At 61.8% G+C, this 26,296-nt stretch carries 25 protein-coding genes; 10 read left to right on the plus strand and 15 right to left on the minus strand.

What is annotated here, in order from left to right:
• Positions 1 to 64: 64 nt before the first annotated feature.
• The 3 genes from Q8X51_RS02160 (at position 65) to Q8X51_RS02170 (ending at position 3,984) form a co-directional block, all read left to right on the plus strand.
• Positions 65 to 1,315 carry an OprD family porin gene (locus Q8X51_RS02160; RefSeq protein WP_065928275.1) on the plus strand — a complete coding sequence of 417 codons (1,251 nt, stop codon included), beginning with the start codon at positions 65 to 67 and terminating at the stop codon, positions 1,313 to 1,315.
• A gap of 84 nt (positions 1,316 to 1,399) precedes the next feature.
• Positions 1,400 to 2,299 carry a polysaccharide deacetylase family protein gene (locus Q8X51_RS02165; protein ID WP_065947334.1) on the plus strand — a complete coding sequence of 300 codons (900 nt, stop codon included), beginning with the start codon at positions 1,400 to 1,402 and terminating at the stop codon, positions 2,297 to 2,299.
• 119 nt (positions 2,300 to 2,418) lie between these two features.
• Positions 2,419 to 3,984 carry a M91 family zinc metallopeptidase gene (locus Q8X51_RS02170; protein WP_083244961.1) on the plus strand — a complete coding sequence of 522 codons (1,566 nt, stop codon included), beginning with the start codon at positions 2,419 to 2,421 and terminating at the stop codon, positions 3,982 to 3,984.
• A gap of 5 nt (positions 3,985 to 3,989) precedes the next feature.
• Here the strand turns inward: Q8X51_RS02170 and pcaC are convergent, their stop codons facing one another.
• The 11 genes from pcaC to pcaR form a co-directional block, all read right to left on the minus strand.
• The gene (gene pcaC / locus Q8X51_RS02175; RefSeq protein ID WP_065928295.1) at positions 3,990 to 4,388 is read right to left on the minus strand and encodes a 4-carboxymuconolactone decarboxylase; all 399 of its coding nucleotides are present in this window, start codon (positions 4,386 to 4,388) and stop codon (positions 3,990 to 3,992) included.
• A gap of 270 nt (positions 4,389 to 4,658) precedes the next feature.
• Positions 4,659 to 5,450: a 3-oxoadipate enol-lactonase gene (pcaD, locus tag Q8X51_RS02180; RefSeq protein WP_065928277.1), complete on the minus strand. Its 792-nt coding sequence runs from the start codon at positions 5,448 to 5,450 to the stop codon at positions 4,659 to 4,661.
• A 10-nt stretch (positions 5,451 to 5,460) separates the two neighbouring features.
• Positions 5,461 to 6,825: a 3-carboxy-cis,cis-muconate cycloisomerase gene (locus Q8X51_RS02185; protein WP_065947332.1), complete on the minus strand. Its 1,365-nt coding sequence runs from the start codon at positions 6,823 to 6,825 to the stop codon at positions 5,461 to 5,463.
• Between the two features lie 10 nt (positions 6,826 to 6,835).
• Complete coding sequence (locus Q8X51_RS02190; RefSeq protein ID WP_065938827.1) at positions 6,836 to 8,131, minus strand: MFS family transporter; 1,296 nt, start codon at positions 8,129 to 8,131, stop codon at positions 6,836 to 6,838.
• Between the two features lie 154 nt (positions 8,132 to 8,285).
• Entirely contained in the window at positions 8,286 to 8,852 is a 567-nt protein-coding gene (gene pcaG, locus Q8X51_RS02195) for a protocatechuate 3,4-dioxygenase subunit alpha (RefSeq protein WP_065928280.1), read from the minus strand.
• Between the two features lies 1 nt (position 8,853).
• Complete coding sequence (gene pcaH / locus Q8X51_RS02200) at positions 8,854 to 9,558, minus strand: protocatechuate 3,4-dioxygenase subunit beta (protein WP_407693278.1); 705 nt, start codon at positions 9,556 to 9,558, stop codon at positions 8,854 to 8,856.
• Positions 9,559 to 9,575: 17 nt separating this feature from the next.
• A complete protein-coding gene (gene pcaF / locus Q8X51_RS02205; RefSeq protein WP_407693370.1) occupies positions 9,576 to 10,778 on the minus strand; it encodes a 3-oxoadipyl-CoA thiolase in 1,203 nt (400 codons plus the stop codon).
• On the minus strand, positions 10,775 to 11,554 hold the full coding sequence (locus tag Q8X51_RS02210) for a CoA-transferase subunit beta (RefSeq protein WP_065928283.1): 780 nt from the start codon (positions 11,552 to 11,554) through the stop codon (positions 10,775 to 10,777). Before Q8X51_RS02210 ends, pcaF begins: the two co-directional genes overlap by 4 nt.
• Positions 11,554 to 12,411: a CoA transferase subunit A gene (locus Q8X51_RS02215; RefSeq protein WP_065928284.1), complete on the minus strand. Its 858-nt coding sequence runs from the start codon at positions 12,409 to 12,411 to the stop codon at positions 11,554 to 11,556. Before Q8X51_RS02215 ends, Q8X51_RS02210 begins: the two co-directional genes overlap by 1 nt.
• Positions 12,412 to 12,557: 146 nt before the next feature.
• Positions 12,558 to 13,898: an MFS transporter gene (locus tag Q8X51_RS02220; protein ID WP_065947329.1), complete on the minus strand. Its 1,341-nt coding sequence runs from the start codon at positions 13,896 to 13,898 to the stop codon at positions 12,558 to 12,560.
• A 145-nt stretch (positions 13,899 to 14,043) separates the two neighbouring features.
• The gene (gene pcaR / locus Q8X51_RS02225; protein ID WP_025855315.1) at positions 14,044 to 14,886 is read right to left on the minus strand and encodes a pca regulon transcriptional regulator PcaR; all 843 of its coding nucleotides are present in this window, start codon (positions 14,884 to 14,886) and stop codon (positions 14,044 to 14,046) included.
• 558 nt (positions 14,887 to 15,444) lie between these two features.
• On the opposite strand from pcaR, the gene Q8X51_RS02230 reads away from it, so the two are divergent.
• Together Q8X51_RS02230 and Q8X51_RS02235 are read left to right on the plus strand one after the other, a co-directional pair.
• Positions 15,445 to 15,645 (plus strand): hypothetical protein, encoded by a 201-nt coding sequence (locus Q8X51_RS02230; protein WP_003172389.1) that lies wholly within the window; start codon positions 15,445 to 15,447, stop codon positions 15,643 to 15,645.
• A 312-nt stretch (positions 15,646 to 15,957) separates the two neighbouring features.
• Positions 15,958 to 17,433, plus strand: coding sequence for an inorganic phosphate transporter (locus Q8X51_RS02235; protein ID WP_027604410.1), 1,476 nt, complete (start codon positions 15,958 to 15,960; stop codon positions 17,431 to 17,433).
• Positions 17,434 to 17,570: 137 nt separating this feature from the next.
• Here the strand turns inward: Q8X51_RS02235 and ccoM are convergent, their stop codons facing one another.
• Both ccoM and Q8X51_RS02245 read right to left on the minus strand, forming a co-directional pair.
• Entirely contained in the window at positions 17,571 to 17,687 is a 117-nt protein-coding gene (ccoM, locus tag Q8X51_RS02240; RefSeq protein WP_017530457.1) for a cytochrome c oxidase subunit CcoM, read from the minus strand.
• Between the two features lie 143 nt (positions 17,688 to 17,830).
• Positions 17,831 to 18,025 carry a hypothetical protein gene (locus Q8X51_RS02245; RefSeq protein ID WP_131697188.1) on the minus strand — a complete coding sequence of 65 codons (195 nt, stop codon included), beginning with the start codon at positions 18,023 to 18,025 and terminating at the stop codon, positions 17,831 to 17,833.
• A gap of 100 nt (positions 18,026 to 18,125) precedes the next feature.
• Here Q8X51_RS02245 and Q8X51_RS02250 point away from each other — a divergent pair, with 100 nt between their 5' ends.
• The 3 genes from Q8X51_RS02250 (at position 18,126) to Q8X51_RS02260 (ending at position 20,738) form a co-directional block, all read left to right on the plus strand.
• Complete coding sequence (locus Q8X51_RS02250) at positions 18,126 to 18,998, plus strand: LysR substrate-binding domain-containing protein (protein WP_137211457.1); 873 nt, start codon at positions 18,126 to 18,128, stop codon at positions 18,996 to 18,998.
• 91 nt (positions 18,999 to 19,089) lie between these two features.
• Positions 19,090 to 19,560, plus strand: coding sequence for a RidA family protein (locus tag Q8X51_RS02255; protein WP_074844295.1), 471 nt, complete (start codon positions 19,090 to 19,092; stop codon positions 19,558 to 19,560).
• Positions 19,557 to 20,738 carry an aminotransferase class V-fold PLP-dependent enzyme gene (locus Q8X51_RS02260; RefSeq protein WP_407693277.1) on the plus strand — a complete coding sequence of 394 codons (1,182 nt, stop codon included), beginning with the start codon at positions 19,557 to 19,559 and terminating at the stop codon, positions 20,736 to 20,738. The genes Q8X51_RS02255 and Q8X51_RS02260 overlap by 4 nt, the downstream gene beginning before the upstream one ends.
• Here Q8X51_RS02260 and Q8X51_RS02265 read toward each other — a convergent pair.
• The gene (locus tag Q8X51_RS02265) at positions 20,735 to 21,076 is read right to left on the minus strand and encodes an aspartate-semialdehyde dehydrogenase (protein WP_065926412.1); all 342 of its coding nucleotides are present in this window, start codon (positions 21,074 to 21,076) and stop codon (positions 20,735 to 20,737) included. The two genes, Q8X51_RS02260 and Q8X51_RS02265, sit on opposite strands and share 4 nt — an antisense overlap.
• 218 nt (positions 21,077 to 21,294) lie before the next feature.
• Here Q8X51_RS02265 and rapA point away from each other — a divergent pair, with 218 nt between their 5' ends.
• Positions 21,295 to 24,141: an RNA polymerase-associated protein RapA gene (gene rapA, locus Q8X51_RS02270; RefSeq protein WP_065926413.1), complete on the plus strand. Its 2,847-nt coding sequence runs from the start codon at positions 21,295 to 21,297 to the stop codon at positions 24,139 to 24,141.
• A 181-nt stretch (positions 24,142 to 24,322) separates the two neighbouring features.
• Here the strand turns inward: rapA and Q8X51_RS02275 are convergent, their stop codons facing one another.
• On the minus strand, positions 24,323 to 25,669 hold the full coding sequence (locus Q8X51_RS02275) for a spinster family MFS transporter (RefSeq protein ID WP_407693276.1): 1,347 nt from the start codon (positions 25,667 to 25,669) through the stop codon (positions 24,323 to 24,325).
• 251 nt (positions 25,670 to 25,920) lie between these two features.
• Here Q8X51_RS02275 and Q8X51_RS02280 point away from each other — a divergent pair, with 251 nt between their 5' ends.
• Positions 25,921 to 26,286, plus strand: a complete 366-nt coding sequence (locus Q8X51_RS02280) for a YkgJ family cysteine cluster protein (RefSeq protein ID WP_027604417.1) — start codon at positions 25,921 to 25,923, stop codon at positions 26,284 to 26,286.
• Positions 26,287 to 26,296: the final 10 nt, after the last annotated feature.

Consider the following 26,296-nt stretch of genomic DNA (forward strand, 5'->3'; position numbering starts at 1 on the left):
CCCCCGCACCGCCCCGCACCATGGCCGCCACCTGCATAAACCCAATAACAACAGGTCCACCACCATGAGCACCTTTCACCCGCGCCGGCTCCTGCTGGCCACCGCTATCGCCAGTCTTGCCATGCCCGTCGTCGCCGAAGAACACGGTTTTCTGGAGGACGCCAGCGCCAACCTCAACCTGCGTAATTTCTTCTTCAACCGCAATTTCACCAACCCCACCAAAACCCAGGGTGGCGCGCAGGAGTGGACACAGAGTTTCATCCTCGACGCCAAGTCCGGCTTTACCCAAGGCACCGTCGGTTTCGGTGTGGATGTGCTCGGGCTGTACTCGTTGAAGCTCGATGGCGGGCGCGGTACCGGTGGCACCCAATTGCTGCCGCTGGACCACGATGGCCGCCCTGCAGATGAATTCGGCCGTCTCGGCGTGGCGTTCAAGGCGCGTATTTCCAAGACCGAAGTGAAGGTCGGCGAATGGATGCCGGTGCTGCCGATCCTGCGTGCCGACGATGGCCGCTCCCTGCCGCAAACCCTGCGCGGCGGGCAGATCACCTCGAAGGAAATCGACGGCCTGACCCTGTACGGCGGCCAGTTCCGCGCCAACAGCCCGCGCGACGACAGCAGCATGTCGGACATGTCGATGGTCGGCAAAACCGCGTTCACCTCGGACCGCTTCAACTTCCAGGGCGGCGAGTACGCCTTCAACGACAAACGCACCCAGGTCGGCGTGTGGAACGCCCAGCTCAAGGACATCTACAGCCAGCAGTTCGTCAACCTGATCCACAGCCAGCCCCTGGGCGACTGGACCCTGGGCGCCAACCTCGGGTTCTTCTACGGCAAGGACGACGGCAGCGCCCGCGCCGGCGACCTGGACAACAAAACCTGGTCCGGTCTGTTCTCGGCCAAGTATGGCGGCAACACCTTTTACGTCGGCCTGCAAAAACTCACCGGCAACAGCGCGTGGATGCGCGTCAACGGTACCAGCGGCGGCACCCTGGCCAACGACAGCTACAACTCGAGTTACGACAACGCCGAGGAAAAATCCTGGCAGGTGCGCCACGACTACAACTTCGCCGCCCTCGGCGTACCGGGCCTGACCCTGATGAACCGCTATATCAGCGGCAGCAACGTGCACACCGGCACCATCACCGACGGCAAGGAATGGGGTCGCGAAAGCGAATTGGGCTACACCGTACAGAGCGGCGTGGTGAAAAACCTTATGGTGCGCTGGCGCAATTCGAGCATGCGCCGCGACTACAGCAACAATGAGTTCGATGAAAACCGGTTGATCGTCAGTTACCCGATAAGTCTGCTGTAATCCGGCGCCGCACTTACTGTATCGTGCGCGCCTGCCGCTGCTGATCCGCCCAGCAGCGGCCTCTTATCCGAGCCTGCGCACACCATGAAATCCTTTGCCATCGCATCCGCCGTGCTTGCCCTGGCCTTGAGCCTCAGCGGCTGTATCGGCGCGCCCATTGCCCTGACCGCGCAGACCGAGCAACGCCTGCAAGCCCAGGCGCCGATCCGTTTTTTGCTGACCTTCGATGACGGCCCCAGCGCCTCGGGCTACGACAACCCCAGCCGTTCAGTGATCGCCGACCTGGCGCACAACCCGGTGCTGCCGGGGATCAAGGCGGTGTTCTTCCTGCAGACCGAATCGTCGCGTTCCGGCGGCAGCTCGCGGGGGCGCAAGACGATGGAGCGTGAATACGCCGGCGGGCATGTGCTGGCTTTTCACACTGCCACGACCTTTCATACCAACCACCGCTGGCTGAATGATGCCGAGCTGGAACGCACCCTCAGTCAGGGCGCGAGCGATATCGCCTCGATCACCGGCGCGCCGCCCGTGCTGGTCCGCCCGCCGTTCTGGAACTACGACCGGCGCACCTTCGCCGCCTACCAGCGCCATGGCATGCAGGTCCTGCTGACCGACCTGAGCGCCAATGACGGCAAGATCTGGGGCTTCAATGGCAGCCCAAGGCGCCGCGCCAACCTGTATCGACAACTGTCGGTGGTGCGCGAGCGCATCGCGCTGGGGGAGCTACCGACGGTGGACGGTGTGATTCCGGTGGTGGTGACCTTCCACGACATCAACCGCTATACCGCCCGGCACATGCAGGAATACCTGCAGATCCTGCTGGACAGCGCACGAGTCAATGGCATGAAGACCGCAGCCGAACCGTTCTACACCGATACGGCCGCCCTGCAACGCGCGGCATTGGCGCGTACGGTCAAAGACGTGAATGAAGCAGTGCATCTGCCGGGCGTGTGGAATTGGGTGTGGGACGCCGACTCCCATTAACTCCAGGCCGTTCTTAAGGCATGCAATATCAAGACAGCGTTTGACTGCTTTTTCCTTGGAACAGCATTTCCCCTCCCGCCACTCAAAGGAACGCCCGCCAACCACGATCGAGTCCAACCATGACTATCTCTGCGTCCATGCCCGTGCTGACGAACTACACCAACAGCCCATCACCGGCAACGCCAGAACCCCCCGTCCACATCAAATACAAACGCCCTGACTCCGATGCCCTGACTCCCTCCTCCCGGCCGTCTCCCGAAGTCGCCCTGGGACACAAAAGCTACGTAAACAGCGAGGTCCTGTTTCAGGACAAACACGTAAAAATCTCCCAGGAGGTTGAATTCAGCGCCGCACAAAACGGCGACGTCGGCACAATATTCAGTCAAATCGTATTGGAAACCGGCAACCGTGCAGACCGGGTGAACATCACCCGTACCTCCGATGGAAAGCTGCTCGCTACCGTCAACGATAAAGCCTACACCCTTGAGCTGCTCAATCGCCCCGAGCTGGGCATGGTCCAGCCCCTGTATATCAAGACCCACGGCGGCAACGACTGTGTGGTGGTGGCTCCAGACGTGACGACGCCCATCAGGATCGACCTCGGAGACGGTGACGACTACGCCCGTGGCGGTGGTGGTACCACCCAAATCAAGGGCGGCGCGGGCGACGACTTTATCGAAATGGGCAAGGGCCGTGGAGTCGCATCGGGCGGAGAAGGCAACGACACGCTGGTCGCGGGCAGTGGTAGCAGTGCGCTTTATGGCGGCAATGGTAATGACCGTCTGCAGGCCCTGGAAGGACCTGTCGGTCGAATCGTGCATATGGATGGAGGTCGTGGTCATGACTTCATGATCGCCAAAAATGGCCACACCGTGATGCACGGTGGCGGTGGTGACAACCTGATGGTCAGTCTTGGCAGCTCGGTCATTTACACCGGCAGAGGTCATAACAACGTGAGGTCTCACCATGACAACACGGTTATCTACGCCAAACCTTCGGATAATGTGATCCGCTCGCTCAGCTCACGCAGGTTTGATGTAACGCCCAGTGACGCCGGCAAAACAGCCTATCTGGTCGAGGGTTCCGCCGAGTTCAGACAGCGGGTCGAAGACGATCTGGAGCTATTGAGAATGTCGCCCATAGGCCAGCAGTCGTTGAAGAAAGAGGACGAATTGGCGGCACGCAACAACGCGCCAGTCACCCTGCGCGAGCTGGACACCCGTGATGACATGACCTACGGCTTCAACACCCAAGCCATTCAACGGTATCTTCAAGCAGGCGGCGACGTCGAATCACTGACCGATTCACAGTTGGGTTACATCGTGGAGGGTGAACCGGGAGAAACGGCTGACCTGGGCACGATCAATTACAACCCGATGTATATGTATGACGACAGATCTCCCCCGATCACCAGCCTCGCTCATGAGAGGGGACACGCATTCGCGGGTGCCACAGGTCAAAATCTAAAGGGAGAAACTGCAACACCCGACACTCACCAGGAACGCGAACCCAACATAGAGCGGCAGGCGATCGGTCTGCAAACGGCAGTCCCCCCGGTTGATTTCGACGGCGACCCCAGCACCGCGAAAACCACCACCAATCCACGGGAATTTACCGAAAACGGCCTGAAAGAAGAGATGGGGCTTCCATTGCGCAAGAGGGTCTACACGACAAGGCTGGCCTGAGCCTGTTACTTCGGCGGGCGGGACTCAACCCCCAGTTCGTCCCACACTGATTCAGCCAGGTGGAACGTTGCATTCGCCGCCGGGATCCCGCAATAGATCGCGCTCTGCATCAGCACTTCCTTGATCTCGGCGCGGGTAACGCCGTTGCTGGCGGCGGCGCGCAGGTGCAGCTTGAGTTCTTCGCTGCGGTTCATGCCGATCAGCATGGCGATGGTGATCAGGCTGCGGGTGTGGCGAGGCAGCCCGGGGCGGGTCCAGATGTCACCCCAGGCGTGGCGGGTGATCATGTCCTGGAACTCGCTGTTGAACTCGGTCAGCGCGTTGAGGCTGCGGTCGACATGGGCATCGCCCAGCACTTCGCGGCGCACCTGCAGGCCGTCGGCATAACGTTGTTTCTCGTCCACAAAAAACTCCTGGTTCAATAAGATTTCAACTCGATGACCTGTGGCGAGCGGGCTCCTTATGGTGAGCGGGCTTGCCCCGCGTTGGGCTGCGAAGCAGCCCCAATACGGACGCCGAATTATTTCAGACAGACCGTGGCGCCTGATTTGGGGCCGCTTCGCGCCCCAACGCGGGGCAAGCCCGCTCACCACAGGAAGCCCGCTCACCACAACAAGCCCGCTCGCCACAGGAAGCCCACTTGCCACAACAAGCCAGTTGCCACAACAGCGGCCTCAGCGGGCCAGCAGGAATTTGATAACCCGATCACTGAACGCAGCACCGGCCTGCACATTGGACAGGTGCGCCGCGTAGAACTCGGCGTACTCGGCGCCCTGCACATGGTGCTGGATAAAGTGACCACCGGCCGGTGGCGTGACGGCATCTTCAGTGCCGGCAATCACCAGGGTTGGCGCCTTGATCTTCGACAACTGCTCACGGAAATCGGCATCACGCACGGCGGCGCAGTTGGCCGCGTAACCTGGGGGCGAAGTCGCGGCAAGCATGTCGGTGATCTGCTTGGCCTGGTGCGGGTTGGCTGCCGCAAAATCGGCGGTGAACCAACGCGCAATCGACGCATCGCGCAAGGCCACCATGGCCGCCGCGCCATCACGCTGGACCATCTCGATCCGTGGGTTCCAGATCTCCGGCGTGCCGATTTTGGCGGCGGTGTTGCACACCACCAGGCGCTGCAGGCGCTCACCGGCATTAATCCCCAGCCATTGGCCGATCAAGCCACCCATGGACAGCCCGCAAAAATGTGCACGCTGAATATCCAGCGCATCCAGCAGTGCGATCACGTCGAGGCCCAACTGCTCGATGCTGTACGGTCCCTCGGTCACCAGGGATTTGCCGTGGCCACGGGTGTCGAAACGCAACACCCGGAAATGCTCGGTAAACGCCGGGATCTGGATGTCCCACATATGCAGGTCGGTACCCAGCGAGTTGGACAGCACCAGCACCGGTGCGTCCAGGGGGCCATCGAGTTGGTAATGCAGTTCGCCCTCGGCGAGTTGTACGAAAGCCACAGCGTTCTCCTTAGGCGGTCAATGCAAAGTGTTCGGTGACAGCGCGAGTGACCCAGGTGTGCGCCTGGCCCAGGTAGTGGGCCGGGTCGAGCAGGCGGTCCAACTCAGGGGCGGACAACTCGGCGGTGACCTGCGGTTCGTCCGCCAGCACCGCGCGCAAGTGGCGCCCTTCTGCGACGGCGCGTTTGCAGCATTGCTCCAGCAGGTGGTGCGCGGTTTCCCGGCCCAGGCGTTGAGCCAGCACGATGCTGACGGCTTCGGCCAGCACCAGCCCTTGGGTCAGGTCGAGGTTGTGGGCCATGCGTCCGGGGTCGACTTCCAACCCTTCGCTCACCAGCAGCGCTTGTTTCAGGGCCCCGGACACCAGGCGGCAAATCTCCGGCAAGGTTTCCCATTCGGCGTGCCACAGGCCCAGGCTGCGTTCATGTTCCTGGGGCATGGCGCTGAACATCGTCGCCACCAGGCCGGGCACGCGCGTGGCGGTGCTGATCAGCACAGCGGCGCCCACCGGGTTGCGTTTGTGCGGCATGGTCGACGAACCGCCCTTGCCGGGCGCCGACGGCTCGAACACTTCGGCCGCTTCGGTTTGCATCAGCAGGCTGATATCGCGGCCCAGCTTGCCGAGGCTGCCGGCGATCAGGCCCAGGACGCAGGCGAACTCCACCAGTCGGTCGCGTTGGGTGTGCCAGGGTTGTTCAGGCAAGCTCAGTTGCAACTCCGACGCCAGCGCCTCGGCCACCGGCATGGCGTGTTCACCGAGTGCCGCCAACGTCCCGGACGCGCCGCCGAATTGCAGCACCAGCAAACGCGGTTGCAGTTCTTTCAAACGCTGGCGACTGCGCGTCACCGCGCCCAGCCAACCGGCAATCTTCATCCCCAGGGTGACCGGCGTCGCGTGTTGTAACCAAGTACGCCCGGCCAACGGCGTCGTCGCATAACGCTGGGCCTGGGCGGCCAGCACATCGCCCAGACGCGCCAGGTCCGTTTCGATCAACCCCAGGGCCCGGCGCAGTTGCAGCACCAGCCCGGTGTCCATCACGTCCTGGCTGGTCGCGCCCAGGTGCACATAGCGTTCGGCCCCGGCATCCCCGCTGGCAATCAACTTGCCCAGCGCCTTCACCAGCGGAATCGCCGAATTCCCCGCCGTGGCAATCGCCACACCGAGGGCATCCACGTCGTACAGCGACGCCAGGCAGGCCTGGGCAATCGGCGCCACGGCCGCCTGCGGGATCAACCCGACCTGGGCCTGCGCCCGGGCGAGCGCGGCTTCGAAATCGAGCATGCCCTGCAAGCGTCCCTGGTCGCAGAACACCTCGGCCATGCTGTCAGCAGTGAAGTAAGCGTCGAACAGTTGATTGCTCGTGCGCAGTGTCATAACTCATCCCTTACAAATCGTGATGCAGGTACGCCGCCTGTTTCGGCAAACGCAAGCTGAACAGGAAGGCCACCGCCATCATGCCGGTGACATACCAATAGAAGGTGTTTTCCATGCCCATGGATTTGAGGCCCAGGGCCACGTATTCCGCCGAACCGCCGAAGATTGCGTTGGCCACCGCATAGGCCAGGCCCACGCCCAGGGCGCGCACTTGTGGCGGGAACATTTCCGCCTTCACCAGGCCGCTGATCGAGGTGTAGAAGCTGACAATCGCCAGGGCCAGGGTGATCAGCACAAACGCCAGGAACGGACTGCTGACGGTTTTCAAGCTGAGCAGGATCGGCACCGTGCACAGTGTGCCCAACGCGCCGAACCACAGCATTGAGTTACGCCGGCCGATCTTGTCGGCCAGCATGCCGAACAGCGGCTGCATGCACATGTACAGGAACAGCGCGCCGGTCATGATGTAACTGGCGGTCTTGGCGTGCATCCCGGCGGTGTTCACCAGGTACTTCTGCATGTAGGTGGTAAAGGTGTAGAAAATCAGCGAACCGCCTGCGGTGTAGCCGAGAACGGTGATGAATGCCGCCTTATGGTCACGGAACAGCGCGGCGATACTGCCGGCGTCCTTGTCCTCGCGGGTTTCCTTGCTGGTGGTTTCCTTGAGGGTGCGGCGCAGCAGCAGGGAAATCACCGCGGCAATCGCACCGATCACGAACGGAATCCGCCAACCCCAGGCCCGCAGTTCTTCCTCAGTGAGGATCTGTTGCAGGATCACCACCACCAGCACCGCCAACAGTTGGCCACCGATCAGGGTCACGTACTGGAACGAGGCAAAAAACCCACGCTGGCCCTTGAGCGCGACTTCACTCATGTAGGTGGCGGTGGTGCCATATTCGCCCCCCACCGACAGGCCCTGGAACAGCCGCGCCACCAGCAGCAGGGCCGGGGCCCAGGCGCCGATGTCTTTGTAGGTGGGCAAAAAGGCGATGACCAGGGAACCGGCGCACATCATCAGCACCGAGATCATCATCGAATTCTTGCGTCCGTGCTTGTCGGCGACCCGGCCGAACAGCCAGCCGCCGATGGGGCGCATCAGGAAGCCGGCAGCGAACACGCCAGCGGTGTTGAGCAGTTGGACCGTGGGGTCATCCGACGGAAAAAACGCCGGGGCGAAGTAAATGGCGCAGAAGGCATAGACGTAGAAGTCGAACCATTCGACCAGGTTGCCGGAGGAGGCACCGACAATCGCAAAGATCCGTTTGCTGCGCTCTTCTCCGGTGTAGTGACTGGTGGTTGTTGTCATGGTTTTTCACTCAGTGGGAACGGTTATAGCCTAGACATACTTTGCAACAACCGGAGGTAGTTGCAAGCAGCAAGCTATAAGCTGCAAGAGAAAAACCGACGCGGTCACTGCTCTTCCTTGTAGCTTGCAGCTTGAAACTTACCGCTGCTACCGATCAATAATCGAAGAACACCGTCTCCTTATCTGTGCCCTGCAAAATCACATTCCACTGATGTACACCCGCCGCATCCCGCTTGGCAATCAACGTGCCGCGCCGCTCGGCAGGCACACAGGCCAACAACGGGTCATCCCCATTCAACGCCTCGCCCTCGAAATAAATCCGCGTCAGCAGGTGCTTCACCAGCCCACGGGCAAACACCAGCACCACCAGGTGCGGCGCCTGGGTCGTGCCTTGCAGGCCCGGCACGCTGCCCGGCTTGATCGTGGTAAAGCGGAAGCGCCCTTCGGCATCCACCGGCACCCGGCCAAAGCCTTCGAAGTTCGGGTCCAGCGCCTTGTCCTGCTCATCTTCAGGGTGGTCGTACTTGCCGGCGGCGTTGGCCTGCCAGACTTCGAGCATGGCGTCGTTGACAACATCACCGTTGCCGTCCACCACTTGCCCGCTGATCGCCACGCGCTCGCCGAGGGTGGCGGCGACGGTCAAATCTTCGCGGTTCAGCCAGGTCAGGCCGATGTGGTAGTACGGCCCGACGGTGTGGGACGTGGTCGCGTTGAGTGTCATCTCATTTCTCCATCGGCGTGGCGTCGCGGCCGCGCAGGACGATGTCCCAGCGGTAGCCGAGGGCATAGGAAGGAATGGTCTTTTCCAGGTCGAAACGGGCGATCAGGCGTTCCTTGGCGCTGGTATCCGGTACGCAGTTGTAGATCGGGTCGTATTCCAGCAGCGGGTCGCCAGGGAAATACATCTGCGTCACCAGGCGTGTCAGTACGCTCGGGCCAAACAGCGAAAAATGGATATGCGCCGGGCGCCACGCGTTGTGGTGGTTGCCCCATGGATAGGCCCCAGGCTTGATGGTCTGGAACTGGTACCAGCCATCGGCGTCGGTGACGGTGCGCCCGGTGCCGGTGAAGTTCGGGTCCAGCGGCGCATCGTGCAGGTCACGCTTGTGGTTGTAGCGACCGGCGGCGTTGGCCTGCCAGATCTCCACGAGGATGCCCGGCATCGGCAGGCCGTTTTCATCCAGCACGCGGCCATGAATGATGATGCGTTCGCCCAACGGTTCGCCGTCGTGTTGGGCGGTGAGGTCGTTGTCCTTCTCGCTGACTCGCTCGGCACCGATGGTCGGGCCGGTGATTTCCGACAAGGAATGGGGCAGGAACACCAACGGCTGGGACGGCGAACGCAGGTTCGTCGACTGGTAGGCCGGGTGCAGGTAATCAGGCTGAGTGCCCGCTTGCGGGCGCCGGTAACCGGGCTTGTCACTCATGGAGCAGTCCTCTCTTATTAGATGCGTTCAATCGCCAGGGCCAGGCCTTGGCCGACGCCCACGCACATGGTCGCCAGGCCTTTACGGCCGCCGGTTTTTTCCAACTGATGCAGGGCCGTCAGTACCAGCCGCGCACCGCTCATGCCCAAGGGGTGGCCCAGTGCGATGGCGCCACCGTTCGGGTTGACCTGGGGTGCGTCGTCGGCGATGCCCAGTTCACGCAGCACCGCCAGGCCTTGGCTGGCGAAGGCTTCGTTGAGTTCGATCACATCGAAGTCAGTGACGGCCAGGCCCAGGCGCTCCACCAGCTTGCGCACCGCCGGCACCGGGCCCATGCCCATCACCCGTGGCGCGACAGCGGCGCTGGCCATGCCCAGCACGCGGGCGCGGGCAGTCAGGCCGTGTTTTTTCACCGCTTCGGCAGACGCCAGAATCAGCGCGGCCGCGCCGTCATTCACACCCGAGGAATTGCCGGCGGTGACGGTCTTGTCCGGGCCGTTGACCGGCTTGAGTTTGGCCAGGCCTTCGAGCGTGGTGTCCCTGGGGTGCTCATCGTGCTCCACCACGGTTTCGCCTTTTTTATGGGCGACCCGTACCGGCACGATTTCTTCGGCGAAGAATCCGGCCGCCTGGGAGGCGGCGGTGCGTTGCTGGCTGCGCAGGGCAAAGGCGTCCTGGTCGGCGCGGGAGACCTGGTAGTCGTCGGCGACGTTATCGGCGGTCTGCGGCATGGCGTCCACGCCGTACTGGGCTTTCATCAACGGATTGATAAAACGCCAGCCGATGGTGGTGTCTTCCAGCTTCATGTTGCGCGAAAACGCCGCATCAGCCTTGCCCATCACGAACGGCGCACGGGACATCGACTCGACGCCACCGGCAATCGCCAGCTCCATTTCGCCGCTGGCGATGGCGCGAAACGCGGTGCCGATCGCATCCATGCCCGAGGCGCACAAACGGTTGAGGGTCACCCCCGGAATACTCTCCGGCAGGCCGGCCAGCAACAGCGCCATGCGGGCGACGTTGCGGTTGTCTTCACCGGCCTGGTTGGCGCAGCCGAGGAACACCTCGTCAACGGCCGACCAGTCCACGGAAGGGTTGCGCTCGATCAGCGCCTTGATCGGCACGGCCGCCAAGTCATCGGCGCGCACGCTGGACAGGCCACCGCCAAAGCGGCCGATGGGGGTGCGAATCGCATCGCAGATAAACACCTCGCGCATCAGGCTTCTCCCGGTGCTTGGCCGTGGGCGGCGGCCGTACGTGCTTCAAGGTCACGCAGGGCGGTCAACTCGACCTCGGTCGGCTCGGCGGTGGTGCTGACCTGCTCGGCAAATCGAACCGCCCAACCGGTGGCCGCTACGACTTGCTCGCGGGTCACCCCTGGGTGCAGGGCGGTGACCACGAATTCGTGGGTGCCCTCTTCCGGTTCCATGATGCACAGGTCAGTAATGATTCCGACAGGACCGGCACCCGGCAGACCCAGGCGTTTACGCGAATCCCCACCTTCGCCGTGGCCGACCGAAGTGATGAAGTCCAGCTTGTCGACAAACGAACGGGACGACTGCTTGAGGATGATCAATACGCTCTTGGCCGAGCCGGCGATTTCCGGCGCGCCACCGGCGCCCGGCAGGCGCACCTTGGGTTGATGATAATCACCGACCACCGTGGTGTTGATGTTGCCGAAACGGTCGACTTGCGCGGCACCGAGGAAGCCCACGTCGATACGCCCGCCCTGCAGCCAGTAGCGAAAAATCTCGCCGGTCGGCACCACGGTGTCGGCGGTTTCCGCCAGCTCGCCATCACCGATCGACAGTGGCAATACGCTGGGCTTGGCGCCAATCGGGCCGGACTCATAGATCAGCACCACATCCGGCGACGAAGTCAGGCGCGCCAGGTTGGCGGCCTTGGACGGCAGGCCGATGCCCACAAAGCACACGGAGCCGTTCTTGAGGCGGCGCGCGGCGGCGACGGTCATCATTTCATTGGTCGAGTAAGCCATTACTTGGCCTCCTGCTGCGTGGTCAGCTTGGCCTGGAATTCACTGAAATCGGCAGTGCCGTGGATGTATTCATCCATCCAGGCGGTAAAGGTCCCACGGTCGCGGGCGATGGGGTCCCACGCCTGGTAGAAGCGATTGTCACGCTCGTTGTAGCCGTGGGCGTAGGACGGATGGGCACCACCGGGTACGTGGCACACCGCAGTGAGGGCCCAGGTCGGCAGCACGCAGCTGTTCATCGGCGCGTTCAGGTCATCGACGATTTCTTCCACGGTGACGATGCAGCGCTTGGCCGCCAGGGCCGCTTCCTTCTGCACCCCAAGAATGCCCCAGAGCAACACGTTGCCCTTGCGATCAGCCTTTTGCGCGTGGATCACGGTGACGTCCGGACGCACCGACGGTACCGCTGCCAGCACTTCACCGGTGAACGGGCACGTCACGGTCTTAATCAGCGGGTTGACCTTGGGCAAGTCGGAACCCGCGTAGGCGCGCAGCACCGCGAACGGCAGGCCCGATGCGCCGGCGACGTAGGCATTGGCAAGGTCGGCGTGGCTGTGTTCTTCGATTTCCAACGGTTGCGGCCATTGCTTCTCGACCGCGTCACGCAGGCGATGCAGGGAACCTACACCCGGGTTACCGCCCCAGGAGAAAATCAGCTTGCGCGCACACCCGGCACCGATCAACTGGTCGTAGATCAGGTCAGGCGTCATACGCACCAGCGTCAGGTCTTTCTTGCCCTGACGAATGATTTCATGACCCGCTGCCGTAGGGATCAGATGGGTGAAGCCTTCCAGTGCGACAGTGTCGCCGTCGTTCACGAATTGCTTCACCGCGTCACGCAGCGCAAGAATTTCAGCCATGGGGTTGGGCTCCCGGTGTGGATCGAAAAGGCGCTGAGGTGGCGCCGAAGTGCTTGAAGATTAAGCCGGGGAAATCGGCCAAACAATCCGATAATCGACTCAGCGTTCGATTATCGAACGGATTGTTGGCAGGCTATCGATTGATCTCAGGTCGCATCCGCATGGCTGACCATGCCTTTGATGACCACGGCTGCTGTGGCCAAAGCGGCCGGAATGACCAGGGCGGTGAGCACCTGCTCGAAGTTCCAGCCCAGGCCGAGCAAGGTGGCGCCCATCCACGCGCCGAGGATCGCGCCGAAACGGCCGATGCCGAGCATCCACGACACGCCGGTGGCGCGGCCTTGGGTTGGGTAGAAGCGCGCGGCCAGGGACGGCATCGCCGATTGCGCACCGTTGACGCACATCCCGGCGACCAGCACCAAGGTGGCCAATAGGGTGATATTGCCCAGGCTCTGCCCGACCGCGTAGGCAAACACCCCGGCCAGCAGGTAGAAAGTGCCGATGACCTTATGGGGATTGAACCGGTCCATCGCCCATCCCACGCCGACGGCACTCAATACGCCACCAAACTGGAACAGCGCGCCGATAAACGCAGCCTGCTCCATGCTGGCGCCGCTGTCGCGCATCAGGGTCGGCAGCCAACTGGTCAGCAGGTACACGATCACCAGGCCCATGAAGTACGTCAGCCACAGCAGCAAGGTGCCGACGCTGTAGGTGCCCGAGAAAATCACCGCGAACACGTTGCGCGCCTTGACGGTTTTTTGTTCGGGCACGCTGAAGGCGGTGGCCTGGGCAACAATAGAGGGTTCGATGGGCGACAGCGTTTTGCGCACCTTGTCGGTGCCTCGGTTGCGCACCACCAGGAAACGCGCCGACTCCGGCAGCCACAGCATCAGCACCACCACCAGGATCAACGGCAGGATGCCGCCGATCATCAACAAGGCGTGCCAGCCGAACGCCGGGATCAGCTTGGCCGAGATAAACCCGCCACCGGCCATGCCCAGGTTGAAACCACAGAACATGCTGGTCACCAATAGCGACTTGTGGCGTTCAGGGGTGTATTCGGAGAGCAGGGTCGTCGCGTTCGGCATGCCGGCACCCAGGCCCAGCCCGGTGAGAAAACGCAGCACCAGCAATTGATCCACGCTGCTGCTGTAGGCCGAGGCCAGGCTGAACGCACCAAACACCAGCACCGCGCCCACCAGCACAACCTTGCGCCCGAAACGGTCAGCCAACGGTCCGGAACCCAGGGCGCCGAATACCATGCCGATCAACGCAGCGCTCATCACCGGGCCAAGGCTGGCGCGGTCGATGCCCCAGTCCTGTGACAGCGCGGGCGCGATAAAGCCCATGGCGGCGGTGTCGAGGCCATCGAGGAAAACAATGAGGAAACACAGGATCACCACGCGCCACTGGTAACGGGACAGTGGCTGGGTGTTGATAAAGGACTGCACGTCCAGGGTGGTACCGACAGAAGGCTGATTCATTATTCTTATTCCACACCGATGGCGGGCCAACGGCCTGGGGCCGTCATTATTATTGGGGCGCCCTCAAGAGCGCTGCCGCACAGTAATAAGCCGGGGGAAACATCGTCAATTGATCAAGCGGGGATCTGTGCGGTCACCGAACACCTTAGGCAAACAACTGCGCACTCAACTCACGGCTGGCACTGAGCATGCTCGGCAGGAAACGCTGCTCCAGCTCGCTGCGGCTGACCCGTCCAGCGTGAGTACTGACATTGAGCGCCGCCAGCACCTGGCCGGACGCGTCATACACCGGCACGGCGATGGAGCGCAGGCCCTGTTCCAGTTCCTGGTCGACAATGCACCAGCCCTGCTGACGCACTTGTTGCAGGCATTCGAACAAGGCTTCAGGGGTGGTCAGGGTGCGGCTGGTCTTGGTTTGCAGGTCGGCATGGTCGAGGTAGTCCTGCAGCGAGGCGTCATCCAATGCCGCGAGCAGGATGCGGCCCATGGAGGTGCAATAGGCCGGCAACCGTCCGCCCACCGACAGGTCCACGGAAATCAGGCGCTGGGTGGTGGCTGAACGGGCGATGTAGAGGATGTCGTCGCCTTCGAGGGTGGCCATGTTGCAGGCTTCGTGCAGTTGCTCGCTCATACGGTCCAGATAAGGCTGGGCCGATACCGCCAATGGCGTGGAGGACAGGTAGGCATGCCCCAGGGTCAGGACTTTGGGCAGCAATGAATAGGTGCGCCCATCGGTGGTGGCGTAGCCGAGCTTGATCAAGGTATGCAGGCAACGGCGTACGGCGGCGCGGGGGATCTCGGTGCGGTGACTGATCTGGGCGATGGTCAGGTGGCGCTTGCGCTCCTGGAACGCCTGCACCACGGCTAGGCCGCGAGCCAGGGAGGTCATGAAGTCGGGGTCACCGGTAAACGCCTGGATACGCTTGGCCGGCGAGGCAACGATCGGCGGCGCCACTGACGCGAAAGAGTTGCGCAATTGATCGTTCATGCCAGGTTCCTTTCTCTTATTGTCAACCGCAGGGGATTGGGCTGCTATTACAAGCCGGGCCGGCCGTGATGCACAAGGCAGGCCCCGCAACATTGGGCGATTATCGGACAATCATGCGATTATCGCAATTTAGCGCTACGCCTGAGGGCGATCTATCAACCACGTCCCCGGCGATGTTAAGCCGTTAATTTAATAGCTTGTTTCCTTGTTGAGTTTATGACGCCAGAATTTCAGCAAATACTGACGCGTCGACGTAACAAAACACTCACACAAAGTTGACGCTTTTTAACTTTATGCCGATAGTGTTATTCAAATGCGCCGCTATAATGCATCCTGTGCGGAGGAGAGCCCGGTTTCATATTGAGGCTGGTACTCGCCAAACCATGCACAGGTCGTGCATGGACAATCGCAACTACCTGCCTGGAATGACCGCCCAACAGTGGCCTCCCGTTTTCATTCAAACTTGAACACTTCGTGGGTTCAAGTTGGAACAACCCGAGGGCGACATTCAGGCCAAACACTGCCATGTACTTACACCCAACTCAATTAGGTAACAACGTGACGAAAGATGAACTGCGCGCGGAACTTGAGCGCCAGGAGCAACGTTACAAGGACGTTTACGGCGGGGAAGTCACCACCTATGCCGCCCAGCCTGAACCTGAACGCAAACCATGGCGCAAGCGAGCCAGCCTGCTCGACCAGGCATTTGCCCAGGAAATCCAAAAGATTGAACAGGAACTCAAGGCCGAAGAGCCATAAGCGCTTCGGAGCGAGTCCAGGGCCCTGCCTGCAGCGATGCCATTTAGCCATCCTCCAGCCGACCTGAATCCCACCATCGTCTGTAAAATTTCATACAAATGTTTCAGGCATGACGATTTGGTGACAAAACCCTGTCCTTTCAGCCCTGTGCTTTATAAATCAAAGACTTGCCAAAGCCCCGAAAACCCTGGGATCGCCAGCTTTCGCCCATGGCGATTCGATGAAGATTGATACCGATGAGCAGCTAGTGCATCGATTACCGAGGTTTTCTGGCATAATCGCGCCCCCTTACGACCGGGTCAGAAAACCTTCATGATCGATTTATTCAGCGGACTGGATGCTTGGGTTCTCGTGAGCCTGTTGCTCGCCCTGGCCTTTGTCCTCGCCTTCGAGTTCATCAATGGCTTTCATGACACCGCTAACGCGGTGGCCACAGTCATCTATACCAAAGCCATGCCGCCGCATCTGGCCGTGTTCTTCTCCGGGGTGTTCAACTTCCTCGGCGTGTTGCTCGGTGGTGTCGGTGTCGCCTACGCCATCGTGCACCTGCTGCCCGTGGAGTTGCTGATCAATGTGAACACCGGCCATGGCTTGGCGATGGTCTTCTCGTTGTTAGCCGCGGCGATCACCTGGAACCTGGGCACCTGGTACTTCGGTATCCCCGCCTCCAGCTCCCACACCCTGATCGGTTCGATCCTCGGTGTCGGCCTGGCCAATGCCCTGATCAACGACATCCCCCTGGCTGACGGTGTGAACTGGCAGAAGGCCGTCGATATCGGCGCGTCCCTGGTGTTCTCGCCGATGGCCGGCTTCCTGGTCGCAGCCCTGGTGCTGATCGGCCTGAAATGGTGGCGCCCGTTGTCGAAGATGCACAAGACCCCGGACCAGCGCCGCAAGCTCGACGACAAGAAGCACCCGCCGTTCTGGAACCGCCTGGTCCTGGTGATTTCGGCCATGGCCGTGAGTTTCGTGCACGGCTCCAACGATGGCCAGAAAGGCATCGGCCTGATCATGCTGGTGCTGATCGGTATCGTGCCGGCGCAGTTCGTACTCGACCTGGGCAGCACCACCTACCAGATCGAGCGTACTCGCGACGCCACGCTGCACCTTAACCAGTTCTACCAGCGCAACCACGAGACCCTGGGTGAGTTCCTGGCCCTGGGCAAAAGCGTGAAAGACGACCTGCCGGGCAAGTTCCGCTGCAACCCGCAGCAGACCGAACCCACCATCAATGCCTTGCTGGATACCTTGAAAGGCGTCTCCGATTACCATTCCCTGAGTGCCGATCACCGCATCGAAGTGCGCCGCTACCTGCTGTGCCTGGACGACACCGCGAAAAAAGTCGGCAAGCTGCCGGGCCTGGAAGCGCGTGAGAAGTCCGACCTCGACAAGCTACGCAAAGACCTGACCGCCACCACCGAGTACGCGCCGTTCTGGGTGATCCTCGCGGTCGCACTGGCCCTGGGCCTGGGCACCATGGTGGGCTGGAAGCGTGTGGTACTGACGATCGGTGAGAAGATCGGCAAGCAGGGCATGACCTATGCCCAGGGCATGTCGGCACAGATCACCACCGCCACGATGATTGGCTTTGCCAATATCTTCGCCCTGCCGGTCTCCACTACCCACGTACTGTCTTCCGGCGTGGCGGGCACCATGGTCGCCAACAAGAGCGGCCTGCAAGGTGGCACGGTCAAGACCATCCTGATGGCTTGGGTGTTGACCCTGCCTGCGACCGTAGGCCTCTCGGCCGGCTTGTTCTGGCTGGCCTCCAAGGCACTGGGCAACTGATAGCCAGGCGCTGACAAAAAAGGTGCGGCCTCTGTGAGGACCGCACCTTTTTTTATGGACCTGAAATGAACACCCAAAAAAAAAGGGCGACCGAAGTCGCCCAAAATGCCTTGCGTGCTCATGTAACCCGGAAAGACCTAAGGTTTTTTACGCTTGTTCGCGTCTTTCCAGATAAAAAATCCAAACCCTACAAAAAACAGCACCATGAGGCTTACAGTCAGCACTCCGGCGAATACCACATTATCGATAAACATGACCGGCCTCCTGCACTTGCCTTGTTGCGATAGGGCTAAGTTAATGGAGAAGGCGGATTGAAAAATTGACGGGGATCAATGTCGCCCGCGACGGGGCGTAAAGAAGGGTAATAACTGACCTGCATCAATAGATGCAGGCCGTTTTAACGCTTTTTGGGTTTGTTCTTTGATTTTTTCTTGGCTTTGCCTAAAGGCATCGCCTGTTCAAACGCCTGGCGCACTTCATTCAGGCGCTTGTCATTCAGGTCATGCACGCGCTTGGCACGTTCGGCGTTCAGGTCGATCAGCTTGTCGTCATCACTCATGGCTTGGCTTACGTCGTGGCGAGTAAGGCTCAATAATGCGGACTCCTGCGCCCGACGGCAAATCAACCGGCGACAAAAGGCCGACCGACGCCCAAAATCGGCACTTTCCAACCACTCAAGGAGGCCCATTCAGGTGGCACTGCATAAGGATCTTCCGCCGCTGCTGGCCCTGCGCGCCTTTGAAGCCGTGGCCCGGCACTTGAGCTTTATCAAGGCAGCGCGGGAATTGTCGGTAACCCAGAGTGCCCTGAGCCATCAGGTACAAAAGCTCGAACAGCACCTGGGTAAATCGCTGTTTATCCGACGCACCCGCGCGATCGATCTGACCGCAGACGGCCAGCAGTATTACGCTGAAATCCGCCCAGCTCTTGACGCCATCGCCGTCGCAACCCGCGCCCAACGGCTGGTACCCAGCGCCACGGTGTTACGTGTCGGCCTGCTGGCGTCTTTCGCCACCCTGTGGTTGGCGCCGCGCCTGGCCGGTTTTCTCAACCGCTATCCGCATATTCAGGTGGAGTTGCTGCCGGCGATTCAACTGGCCAACGTCGCCGCTGCTGAAGTCGACCTGGCTATTCGCTACGGCAAAGGCGATTGGCCCGACGTGCAGGCCACCCGACTGATGCCGGAAGTGATCTCACCGGTGTGCAGCCCGGCGTTCAAGGCCAGCCAAGTGCACAACGGTGCGCTGTTGATGGCCACTTCGCACCGGCCTTTTGAGTGGACGGACTGGTCTGGGCATTATCAAGTCGACCTCAAGCACCACCCGCGCGTCATGCTCCACGACTACAACATCGTGGTCGAAGCCGCAGTGGCCGGCCAGGGCATTGCCATGGGCCGTCATCGCTTGATCCAACGCAGGCTGGATGATGGCAGCCTGGTAGAAGCCTTCGATTGGCCGCCCTATCACAGTGAAATAGGCTACTGGTTGATTGCAGCGCAAGGTCCTGCCAGCGACGCCGCGCGGTGTTTCAGCGAGTGGTTGAAGGACATCTGCCGCGACACGTGAGTTATTTCGATACGTCGAATGAGATCTATCCGTTTGTCGACACTCCCCCCTGCCCCACATGCTGAAACCTCCTGACCCCAGAGGATTCACCATGAGCGACTCCCTCCGCCACCGCGTGCAAGCCCTCGGCCTGACGCTGCCATCACCCAGCCAGCCGATTGCCAACTACATCAACCATGTGGTCAGCCAGAACCAGCTGTTTATCTCCGGACAAATCCCACTGATAGACGGCAAGCCTGCCTACGTGGGCCGCCTGGGTGAATCCCTCAGCGAGGAAGAAGGTGGCCAGGCCGCGGAACTGGCTGCACTGGGCTTGCTCGCGCAATTGAGCGATGCCCTGGGCGATGACCTGTCGCGTCTGGTGCGCGTCCTGCGCCTGGGGGTGTTTATCGCCAGCAGCAGCGACTTCCAGCGCCAGGGCGCCGTGGCCAATGGTGCGTCCAACCTGCTGGTGAATGCCCTCGGCGAAAAGGGCCGGCATGTGCGTACGGCAGTGGGTGTTTGCAGCCTGCCGGCCGGCGTGGCGGTGGAGGTTGACGGGATTTTCGAGTTGCAGCCGTGAGCCCGCTTGAGGTCCAACACCTGCGCGATGGCACTCCCGGCTGCCAGTCGGGCACCGTGCACTTCAACCCTGCCGGCGCCTCCTTGCCGAGCCAGGCGACCCTCGATGCCATCATCGGCCAACTGCAACGCGAAGCCCGCGACGGCCCGATGGAAGCCGGCGAACAGGGTGCCGTGCTGGTGGAGAAAGCTCGCCGCGCTGCCGCGCAGTTGCTCAACGCGCCCATCCCATCGATTGCCTTTGCCAGCAGCGGCTCGACCGCCTGGAGCATGGCGTTCCAGGCCTTGGGCCCGTGGCAGCCGGGCGACCGCATTCTGGTAGGACGCCACGAATGGGGCGGCAACCTGGCGAGCATGCAGTGGGCGGTGCAAGCCGGCGCGCGGGTGGACGTCATCCCCTGCGATGCCAACGGCGCGGTGTGCCCCGTGGCGTTGGAAGCCATGCTCGATTCAAGCGTAAAGCTCATCGACCTCACCTGGCTCCCCGCCAACGGCGGCCTGATCAACCCCGCCCAGGCCATCGGCGAAGTGGCCAGGCGTCATGCCATCGCCTACTTTATCGATGCCGGCCAAGCCGTCGGCCAGGTGCCGGTGGATGTGCAGGCGTTGCAGTGCGATGTGCTCAAGGCGGCCGGGCGCAAGCACCTGCGCGGGCCACGGGGGACGGCGCTGCTGTATGTGCGGCCGGATTTCCTCCCGCACTTGAACCCCGCCCAGCGCGACGTGTTTTCCGCCCCCTGGAGCGCCGACGGTTTCGACCTGCGCAACGACGCCCGGCGCTTTGAGACCAGCGAGGTGTCCTTTGCCCTGTTGGCAGGCCTGGGCAATGCACTGCAGGAGATGAATCAGCTGGGGATCGAGCGTGTGTGGGAAAAGGTCACGCACACCAGCAGGCGAATCCGCGAAGCATTGCGCGGGATTCCGGGTATTTCCCTGCATGACCTGGGCACGCTTCAATCGGGCTTGATCGCCTTCAACCTCGCCGGCTGGGACGCCTTCGAACTCAAACGGCAATTGGGATTGAAGCGGATCAACATCGGCGCCAACGGTGTGGCCTACACCCCGTTGGATATGCAGGCCCGGGGCCTGACCAGCATTGCGCGGATCTCCGTCAGCCCGCTCAACAACGATCACGACATCGAATTGCTGATGACCGCACTGCGGGAACTGCGGGGCTAAACCTCGACGTCCACCCACAAGCCCTGGCGCGGCGCGTCTTCGATCAGCGGCACAACCGGTACGGTGTTGTCGGCATTGAGCAGGTCGCCCGGGATCGCCAAGTGCTGATCCGGGTCCTCATCGGCTTCGCGCCGGCGTTTCTGCTGTTCCTGCTGGCGGCGTTGTTCCTCGCGCAGCAAAAAAGTCGACTGCTCGGCATCGCCCTTTTTCAGGTCGATAGTGCTTTCGTTGGAGCCCGCTTGCACAGGGACCACGGGCGGAATATCGGGTTTCTGGCGGACCGGATCGAGTTGCGACGTAACCGGTACGACGCTGACGGGCAGCATAGGTGGAAGCATGATAGTTGTTCTCCTGTCAGCAGGCTGTCGGCGGGCCGCGCGACGACTTGAGCGCAGGTTCGCCAACCTGTGACCCAGTCGACACTCACAAGTGCCCTCCACCCGTCGATTGCGTGCTCACCCGGCCGCCCAAACGGAGTAGTTTTTGTCAGAGTCCTTGGGCGTGGGGCCTTGTTCCGTTAACATAGTCGGCTTTTTCACGGCGGGAGTCAGGCAGCATGGCGCAGCAGTATCAACCGGGGCAACGCTGGATTAGTGACAGCGAAGCAGAGCTGGGGTTAGGCACCGTTCTGGCACAGGACGGCCGCTTGTTGACCGTGCTCTATCCGGCCACTGGCGACACCCGCCAGTATGCGCTACGGAATGCGCCCCTCACCCGTGTGAGGTTCTCGCCGGGTGACTCCATCACCCATTTCGAAGGCTGGAAAATGACCGTGCAGGAAGTCGATGACGTCGACGGCCTGCTGGTCTACCACGGCCTCAATGGGCAGAACGAGCAGGTCACCCTGCCGGAAACCCAGCTCTCCAACTTTATCCAGTTCCGCCTGGCCAGCGACCGTCTGTTCGCCGGGCAGATCGACCCACTGGCCTGGTTCTCGCTGCGCTATCACACCCTCGAACACACCAGCCGCCAATTGCAATCCTCGCTGTGGGGCCTGGGTGGCGTGCGTGCGCAACCTATTGCCCACCAATTGCATATCGCCCGTGAAGTCGCTGACCGTATCGCACCACGGGTCTTGCTGGCGGACGAAGTGGGCCTGGGCAAGACCATCGAAGCGGGCCTGGTGATTCATCGCCAACTGCTGTCGGGCCGCGCCAACCGCGTACTGATCCTGGTACCGGAAAACCTGCAGCACCAGTGGCTGGTGGAAATGCGCCGCCGCTTCAACCTGCAAGTGGCGCTGTTCGATGAAGAACGCTTTATCGAAAGCGATGCCGCCAACCCGTTCGAAGACACCCAGCTGGCCCTGGTCGCGCTGGAGTGGCTGGTGGACGATGAGAAGGCCCAGGACGCACTGTTCGCCGCCGGCTGGGACCTGATGGTGGTCGACGAAGCCCACCACCTGGTCTGGCATGAAGACAAAGCCAGCCCGGAATACAGCCTGGTCGAACAACTGGCCGAGGTCATCCCGGGCGTGCTGCTGCTCACCGCCACTCCGGAACAGCTGGGCCAGGACAGCCACTTCGCGCGCCTGCGCCTGCTGGACCCGAACCGTTTCCACGACCTGCACGCCTTCCGTGCCGAAAGCGAGAACTATCGCCCGGTGGCCGAAGCCGTGCAGGAGCTGCTCGACAAGGGCCGCCTGTCGCCTGCCGCGCACAAGACTATCCAGGGTTTCCTCGGCAACGAAGGCGAAGCGCTGCTGACCGCCGTCAATGATGGCGACGCCGAAGCCAGTGCGCGCCTGGTGCGTGAACTGCTCGACCGCCACGGCACCGGCCGCGTGCTGTTCCGTAACACCCGTGCCGCCGTGCAGGGCTTCCCGGAGCGTAAGCTGCACGCCTACCCGCTGCCAAACCCGGACGAATACCTCGAGTTGCCCCTGGGCGAACACGCCGAACTGTACCCGGAAGTCAGCTTCCAGTCGCAACCGGACATCGACGAAGAAAACCGCTGGTGGCGCTTCGACCCGCGCGTCGAATGGCTGATCGACCAGTTGAAAATGCTCAAGCGCACCAAGGTCCTGGTGATCTGCGCCCACGCCGAAACCGCCATGGACCTGGAAGACGCCCTGCGCGTGCGCTCCGGCATCCCGGCCACGGTATTCCACGAGGGCATGAACATCCTCGAGCGTGACCGCGCCGCTGCTTACTTCGCCGATGAGGAATTCGGCGCCCAGGTGCTGATCTGCTCGGAAATCGGCAGTGAAGGCCGCAACTTCCAGTTCTCCCACCACCTGGTGCTGTTCGACCTGCCGTCCCACCCCGACCTGCTGGAACAGCGGATCGGCCGTCTGGACCGGATCGGCCAGAAGCATGTGATCGAACTGCACGTGCCCTACCTGGAAACCAGCCCGCAACAGCGCCTGTTCCAGTGGTACCACGAAGCCTTGAACGCGTTCCTCAACACCTGCCCGACAGGCAACGCCTTGCAGCATCAGTTCGGCCCGCGCCTGCTGCCGCTGCTGGAAAACGCCGACGACAGCGAGTGGCAAGCCCTGATCGACGAGGCCCGTGCCGAGCGCGAGCGCCTGGAGCAGGAACTGCACACCGGCCGCGACCGCCTGCTGGAACTCAACTCCGGCGGTGCCGGTGAAGGCGATGCGCTGGTGGAGGACATCCTCGAGCAAGACGACCAGTTCGCCCTGCCGATCTACATGGAAACCCTGTTCGACGCCTTTGGCATCGACAGCGAAGATCATTCGGAAAACGCGCTGATCCTCAAGCCCAGCGAGAAGATGCTTGACGCCAGCTTCCCCCTGGGCGACGACGAAGGTGTGACCATCACCTACGACCGTAACCAGGCGCTGTCCCGTGAAGACATGCAGTTCATCACCTGGGAACACCCGATGGTGCAGGGCGGCATGGACCTGGTGCTGTCCGGCTCCATGGGCAACACCGCCGTGGCGCTGATCAAGAACAAGGCGCTCAAGCCTGGCACCGTGTTGCTGGAACTGCTCTACGTCAGCGAAGTGGTCGCGCCGCGCGCACTGCAACTGGGCCGCTACCTGCCGCCGGCGGCGCTGCGCTGCCTGCTGGATGCCAATGGCAACGACCTGTCTGGCCGTGTCTCGTTCGAAACCTTGAACGACCAGCTGGAAAGCGTGCCACGGGCCAGCGCCAACAAGTTCGTGCAGGCCCAGCGCGATCAACTCACACCGCGGATCAACGCCGGTGAAGAGAAGATCACACCGCGTCACGCCGAACGTGTGGCCGAAGCCAAGCGTCGCCTGGCGGCAGACACCGACGAAGAACTGGCGCGCCTGACCGCGTTGCAAGCGGTCAACCCGACCGTCCGCGACAGCGAGCTGGTCGCCCTGCGCAACCAACGCGAGCAAGGCCTGGCCATGCTCGACAAGGCGGCGCTGCGACTGGAAGCCATTCGGGTGTTGGTAGCGGGTTGATTACCGCCCTGCCCTGTTGAATAGAGGCCCGCGCAATGCGGGCCTTTTTTATTCACTTGAGAACAGCGTTGGCGTTGCGGGCCTCATCGGGGGCAAGCCCCCTCCCACAGTTGACCGCGTTGTCATGTCGGTCACCGATCAATGTGGGAGGGGTCTTGCCCCCGATGGCGTCAACGCGGAATCAAGCCATCGCGGCCGCAGCCGGCACCTCAACCCCCTTCAACCCCTCCTTCATCCGCTTGGCATCACGCACAAAACTGCGTGACGCCTGGAACAGGAACAACATGGTCAAGAACAACGCCACCGGAATCAGGTACATGGCGTCATGCAAGCCCACCGCCTTGTAAGCCTCGGTCATCTGCTCGGCCCCCGCCGCATACATCGCCGCATGGGCAAAGTGATCGGACAACCCGCCCACCACAATCGGCCCCATGCCTCCGCCCAGTAAGTACAAGCCGGCAAAGAACAACGCCATCGCCGTGGCCCGCAGGCGCGGCTCGACCACGTCCTGGATCGCCGTGTACACACAGGTGTAGAAGTTATACGCAAACAACCAGCCCACACTGAACAGCGCCACAAACACGCCGATCTCGATGCGCCCGGCATGCAGGGCCCAGGCTGTAGTGACGGTGGAGATGATCAGGCTGCACGCCGCAAACAGCAGTCGGCCATTGGCAACACGTTGATGGATCTTGTCGGCAATCCAGCCCCCCAAGGTCAGGCCCACCAGGCCGGTCAACCCGACGATGACGCCGGTGGCGACCGCCGCGTCCTGCAATGGCATGAGGAAATAGCGTTGCAGCATCGGCACCAGGAACGAGTTGCACGCGTAGGTGGCGAAGTTGAAGCACAACCCGGCCAGCACCAGCCACAGGAAGGTCGGCACGGCAAGCACGCGGCGAATCGGGCGATCAACACGCTCCTGGGAGACTTGTACGGCTTCGGCGGCGCCGCGCTTGGGTTCCTTGATATAGAACATGAACACCGCAAGGATCAGCCCCGGCACGGCGGCGATAAAGAACGGCGCGCGCCAGCTGTCGAACGCCTTGACCATCCAGCCGATGGTGAAGAACGCCAGCAACAGGCCCAAGGGCAGGCCCAGCATGAAAATCCCCATTGCCCGGGCGCGACGGTGCGCCGGGAACAGGTCGCCAATCAGCGAGTTGGCAGCCGGCGCATAGCTGGCTTCACCGATACCGATGCCCATGCGCACCAGCAAAAACGTCCAGAAACTGCCAACCAGGCCGTTGACCGCTGTCAACCCGCTCCACGCGAACAGGCCCCAGCCCATCAGTTTGCTGCGCGAGCCGGTATCGGCCAGACGCCCCAGCGGCAGGCCGGCAATGGCATAAACGATGGTGAAGGCGGTACCGATGATGCCGAGCTGGAAGTCGCTCAGGTGCCATTCCATGCGGATCGGTTCGATGATGATCGCCGGAATGGTGCGGTCGAAGAAGTTGAACAGGTTGGCGAGGAACAGCAGGAACAGAATGCGCCAGGCATTCGCCGCTTGGGTCGAGTTCTGCATGGGTCCGTCTCTTTTATTGTTATGAGAGCTGCGATGCCCGATGCATCCCGCCCGGTACCTGCAACATAGTCAGGCGAGCCGTGGTTGTCTGTAATGATTCGTAAAGCTGATAGGGCATGATTTCACCCGACAACACGGGACTTTGCCGACAAAAATATAAGTGCCTGCCCCCCTTCCCAACGGCCATGACCCGATTAGAATGGCGAGCCTTCCAGTAGTACCCCACTCTACTTTTCTTATCGATGACGCCCATGTCCGAAGCCAGTCCGTGTCTGAGTTGCGGTGCCTGCTGTTCACACTTTCGTGTGTCTTTCTTCTGGGGTGAGTGCGCCTCCTCGGGGGGGACGGTGCCTGATGACTTGGTGGTGCAGATCAACCCGACCCGCGTGGCAATGATCGGCACCGACCAGAAGCCCGCGCGCTGCTGCAGCCTTGAAGGCGAAGTCGGCAAAGGTACGAGCTGCTCGATTTATGAGCAGCGCTCAAGCCCCTGCCGAGAATTCGAAGCTTCATGGAGCCAGGGCGAGCAGAATGTCGATTGCGACGCTGCCCGTGCTGCGTTCGGCCTGCCGCCGTTACAAGCCCCGTTCGAGTTGGAATTGCCCATCAGTGCTTAGCACTAATTGC

This window comes from Pseudomonas sp. Yb2C2 (genome assembly GCF_052112325.1).
Lineage (GTDB): Bacteria > Pseudomonadota > Gammaproteobacteria > Pseudomonadales > Pseudomonadaceae > Aquipseudomonas > Aquipseudomonas marginalis.

What these genes read in the sequence shown, in the direction of transcription:
- Q8X51_RS02160 (WP_065928275.1), top strand. Translation starts at nt 65, where the DNA reads ATGAGCACCTTTCACCCGCGCCGGCTCCTGCTGGCCACCGCTATCGCC.
- Q8X51_RS02165 (WP_065947334.1), top strand. Translation starts at nt 1,400, where the DNA reads ATGAAATCCTTTGCCATCGCATCCGCCGTGCTTGCCCTGGCCTTGAGC.
- Q8X51_RS02170 (WP_083244961.1), top strand. Translation starts at nt 2,419, where the DNA reads ATGACTATCTCTGCGTCCATGCCCGTGCTGACGAACTACACCAACAGC.
- Q8X51_RS02185 (WP_065947332.1), bottom strand. Translation starts at nt 6,825, where the DNA reads ATGACACTGCGCACGAGCAATCAACTGTTCGACGCTTACTTCACTGCT.
- Q8X51_RS02190 (WP_065938827.1), bottom strand. Translation starts at nt 8,131, where the DNA reads ATGACAACAACCACCAGTCACTACACCGGAGAAGAGCGCAGCAAACGG.
- pcaG (WP_065928280.1), bottom strand. Translation starts at nt 8,852, where the DNA reads ATGACACTCAACGCGACCACGTCCCACACCGTCGGGCCGTACTACCAC.
- pcaH (WP_407693278.1), bottom strand. Translation starts at nt 9,558, where the DNA reads ATGAGTGACAAGCCCGGTTACCGGCGCCCGCAAGCGGGCACTCAGCCT.
- Q8X51_RS02210 (WP_065928283.1), bottom strand. Translation starts at nt 11,554, where the DNA reads ATGGCTTACTCGACCAATGAAATGATGACCGTCGCCGCCGCGCGCCGC.
- Q8X51_RS02215 (WP_065928284.1), bottom strand. Translation starts at nt 12,411, where the DNA reads ATGGCTGAAATTCTTGCGCTGCGTGACGCGGTGAAGCAATTCGTGAAC.
- Q8X51_RS02220 (WP_065947329.1), bottom strand. Translation starts at nt 13,898, where the DNA reads ATGAATCAGCCTTCTGTCGGTACCACCCTGGACGTGCAGTCCTTTATC.
- pcaR (WP_025855315.1), bottom strand. Translation starts at nt 14,886, where the DNA reads ATGAACGATCAATTGCGCAACTCTTTCGCGTCAGTGGCGCCGCCGATC.
- Q8X51_RS02235 (WP_027604410.1), top strand. Translation starts at nt 15,958, where the DNA reads ATGATCGATTTATTCAGCGGACTGGATGCTTGGGTTCTCGTGAGCCTG.
- ccoM (WP_017530457.1), bottom strand. Translation starts at nt 17,687, where the DNA reads ATGTTTATCGATAATGTGGTATTCGCCGGAGTGCTGACTGTAAGCCTC.
- Q8X51_RS02255 (WP_074844295.1), top strand. Translation starts at nt 19,090, where the DNA reads ATGAGCGACTCCCTCCGCCACCGCGTGCAAGCCCTCGGCCTGACGCTG.
- Q8X51_RS02265 (WP_065926412.1), bottom strand. Translation starts at nt 21,076, where the DNA reads ATGCTTCCACCTATGCTGCCCGTCAGCGTCGTACCGGTTACGTCGCAA.
- rapA (WP_065926413.1), top strand. Translation starts at nt 21,295, where the DNA reads ATGGCGCAGCAGTATCAACCGGGGCAACGCTGGATTAGTGACAGCGAA.
- Q8X51_RS02275 (WP_407693276.1), bottom strand. Translation starts at nt 25,669, where the DNA reads ATGCAGAACTCGACCCAAGCGGCGAATGCCTGGCGCATTCTGTTCCTG.
- Q8X51_RS02280 (WP_027604417.1), top strand. Translation starts at nt 25,921, where the DNA reads ATGTCCGAAGCCAGTCCGTGTCTGAGTTGCGGTGCCTGCTGTTCACAC.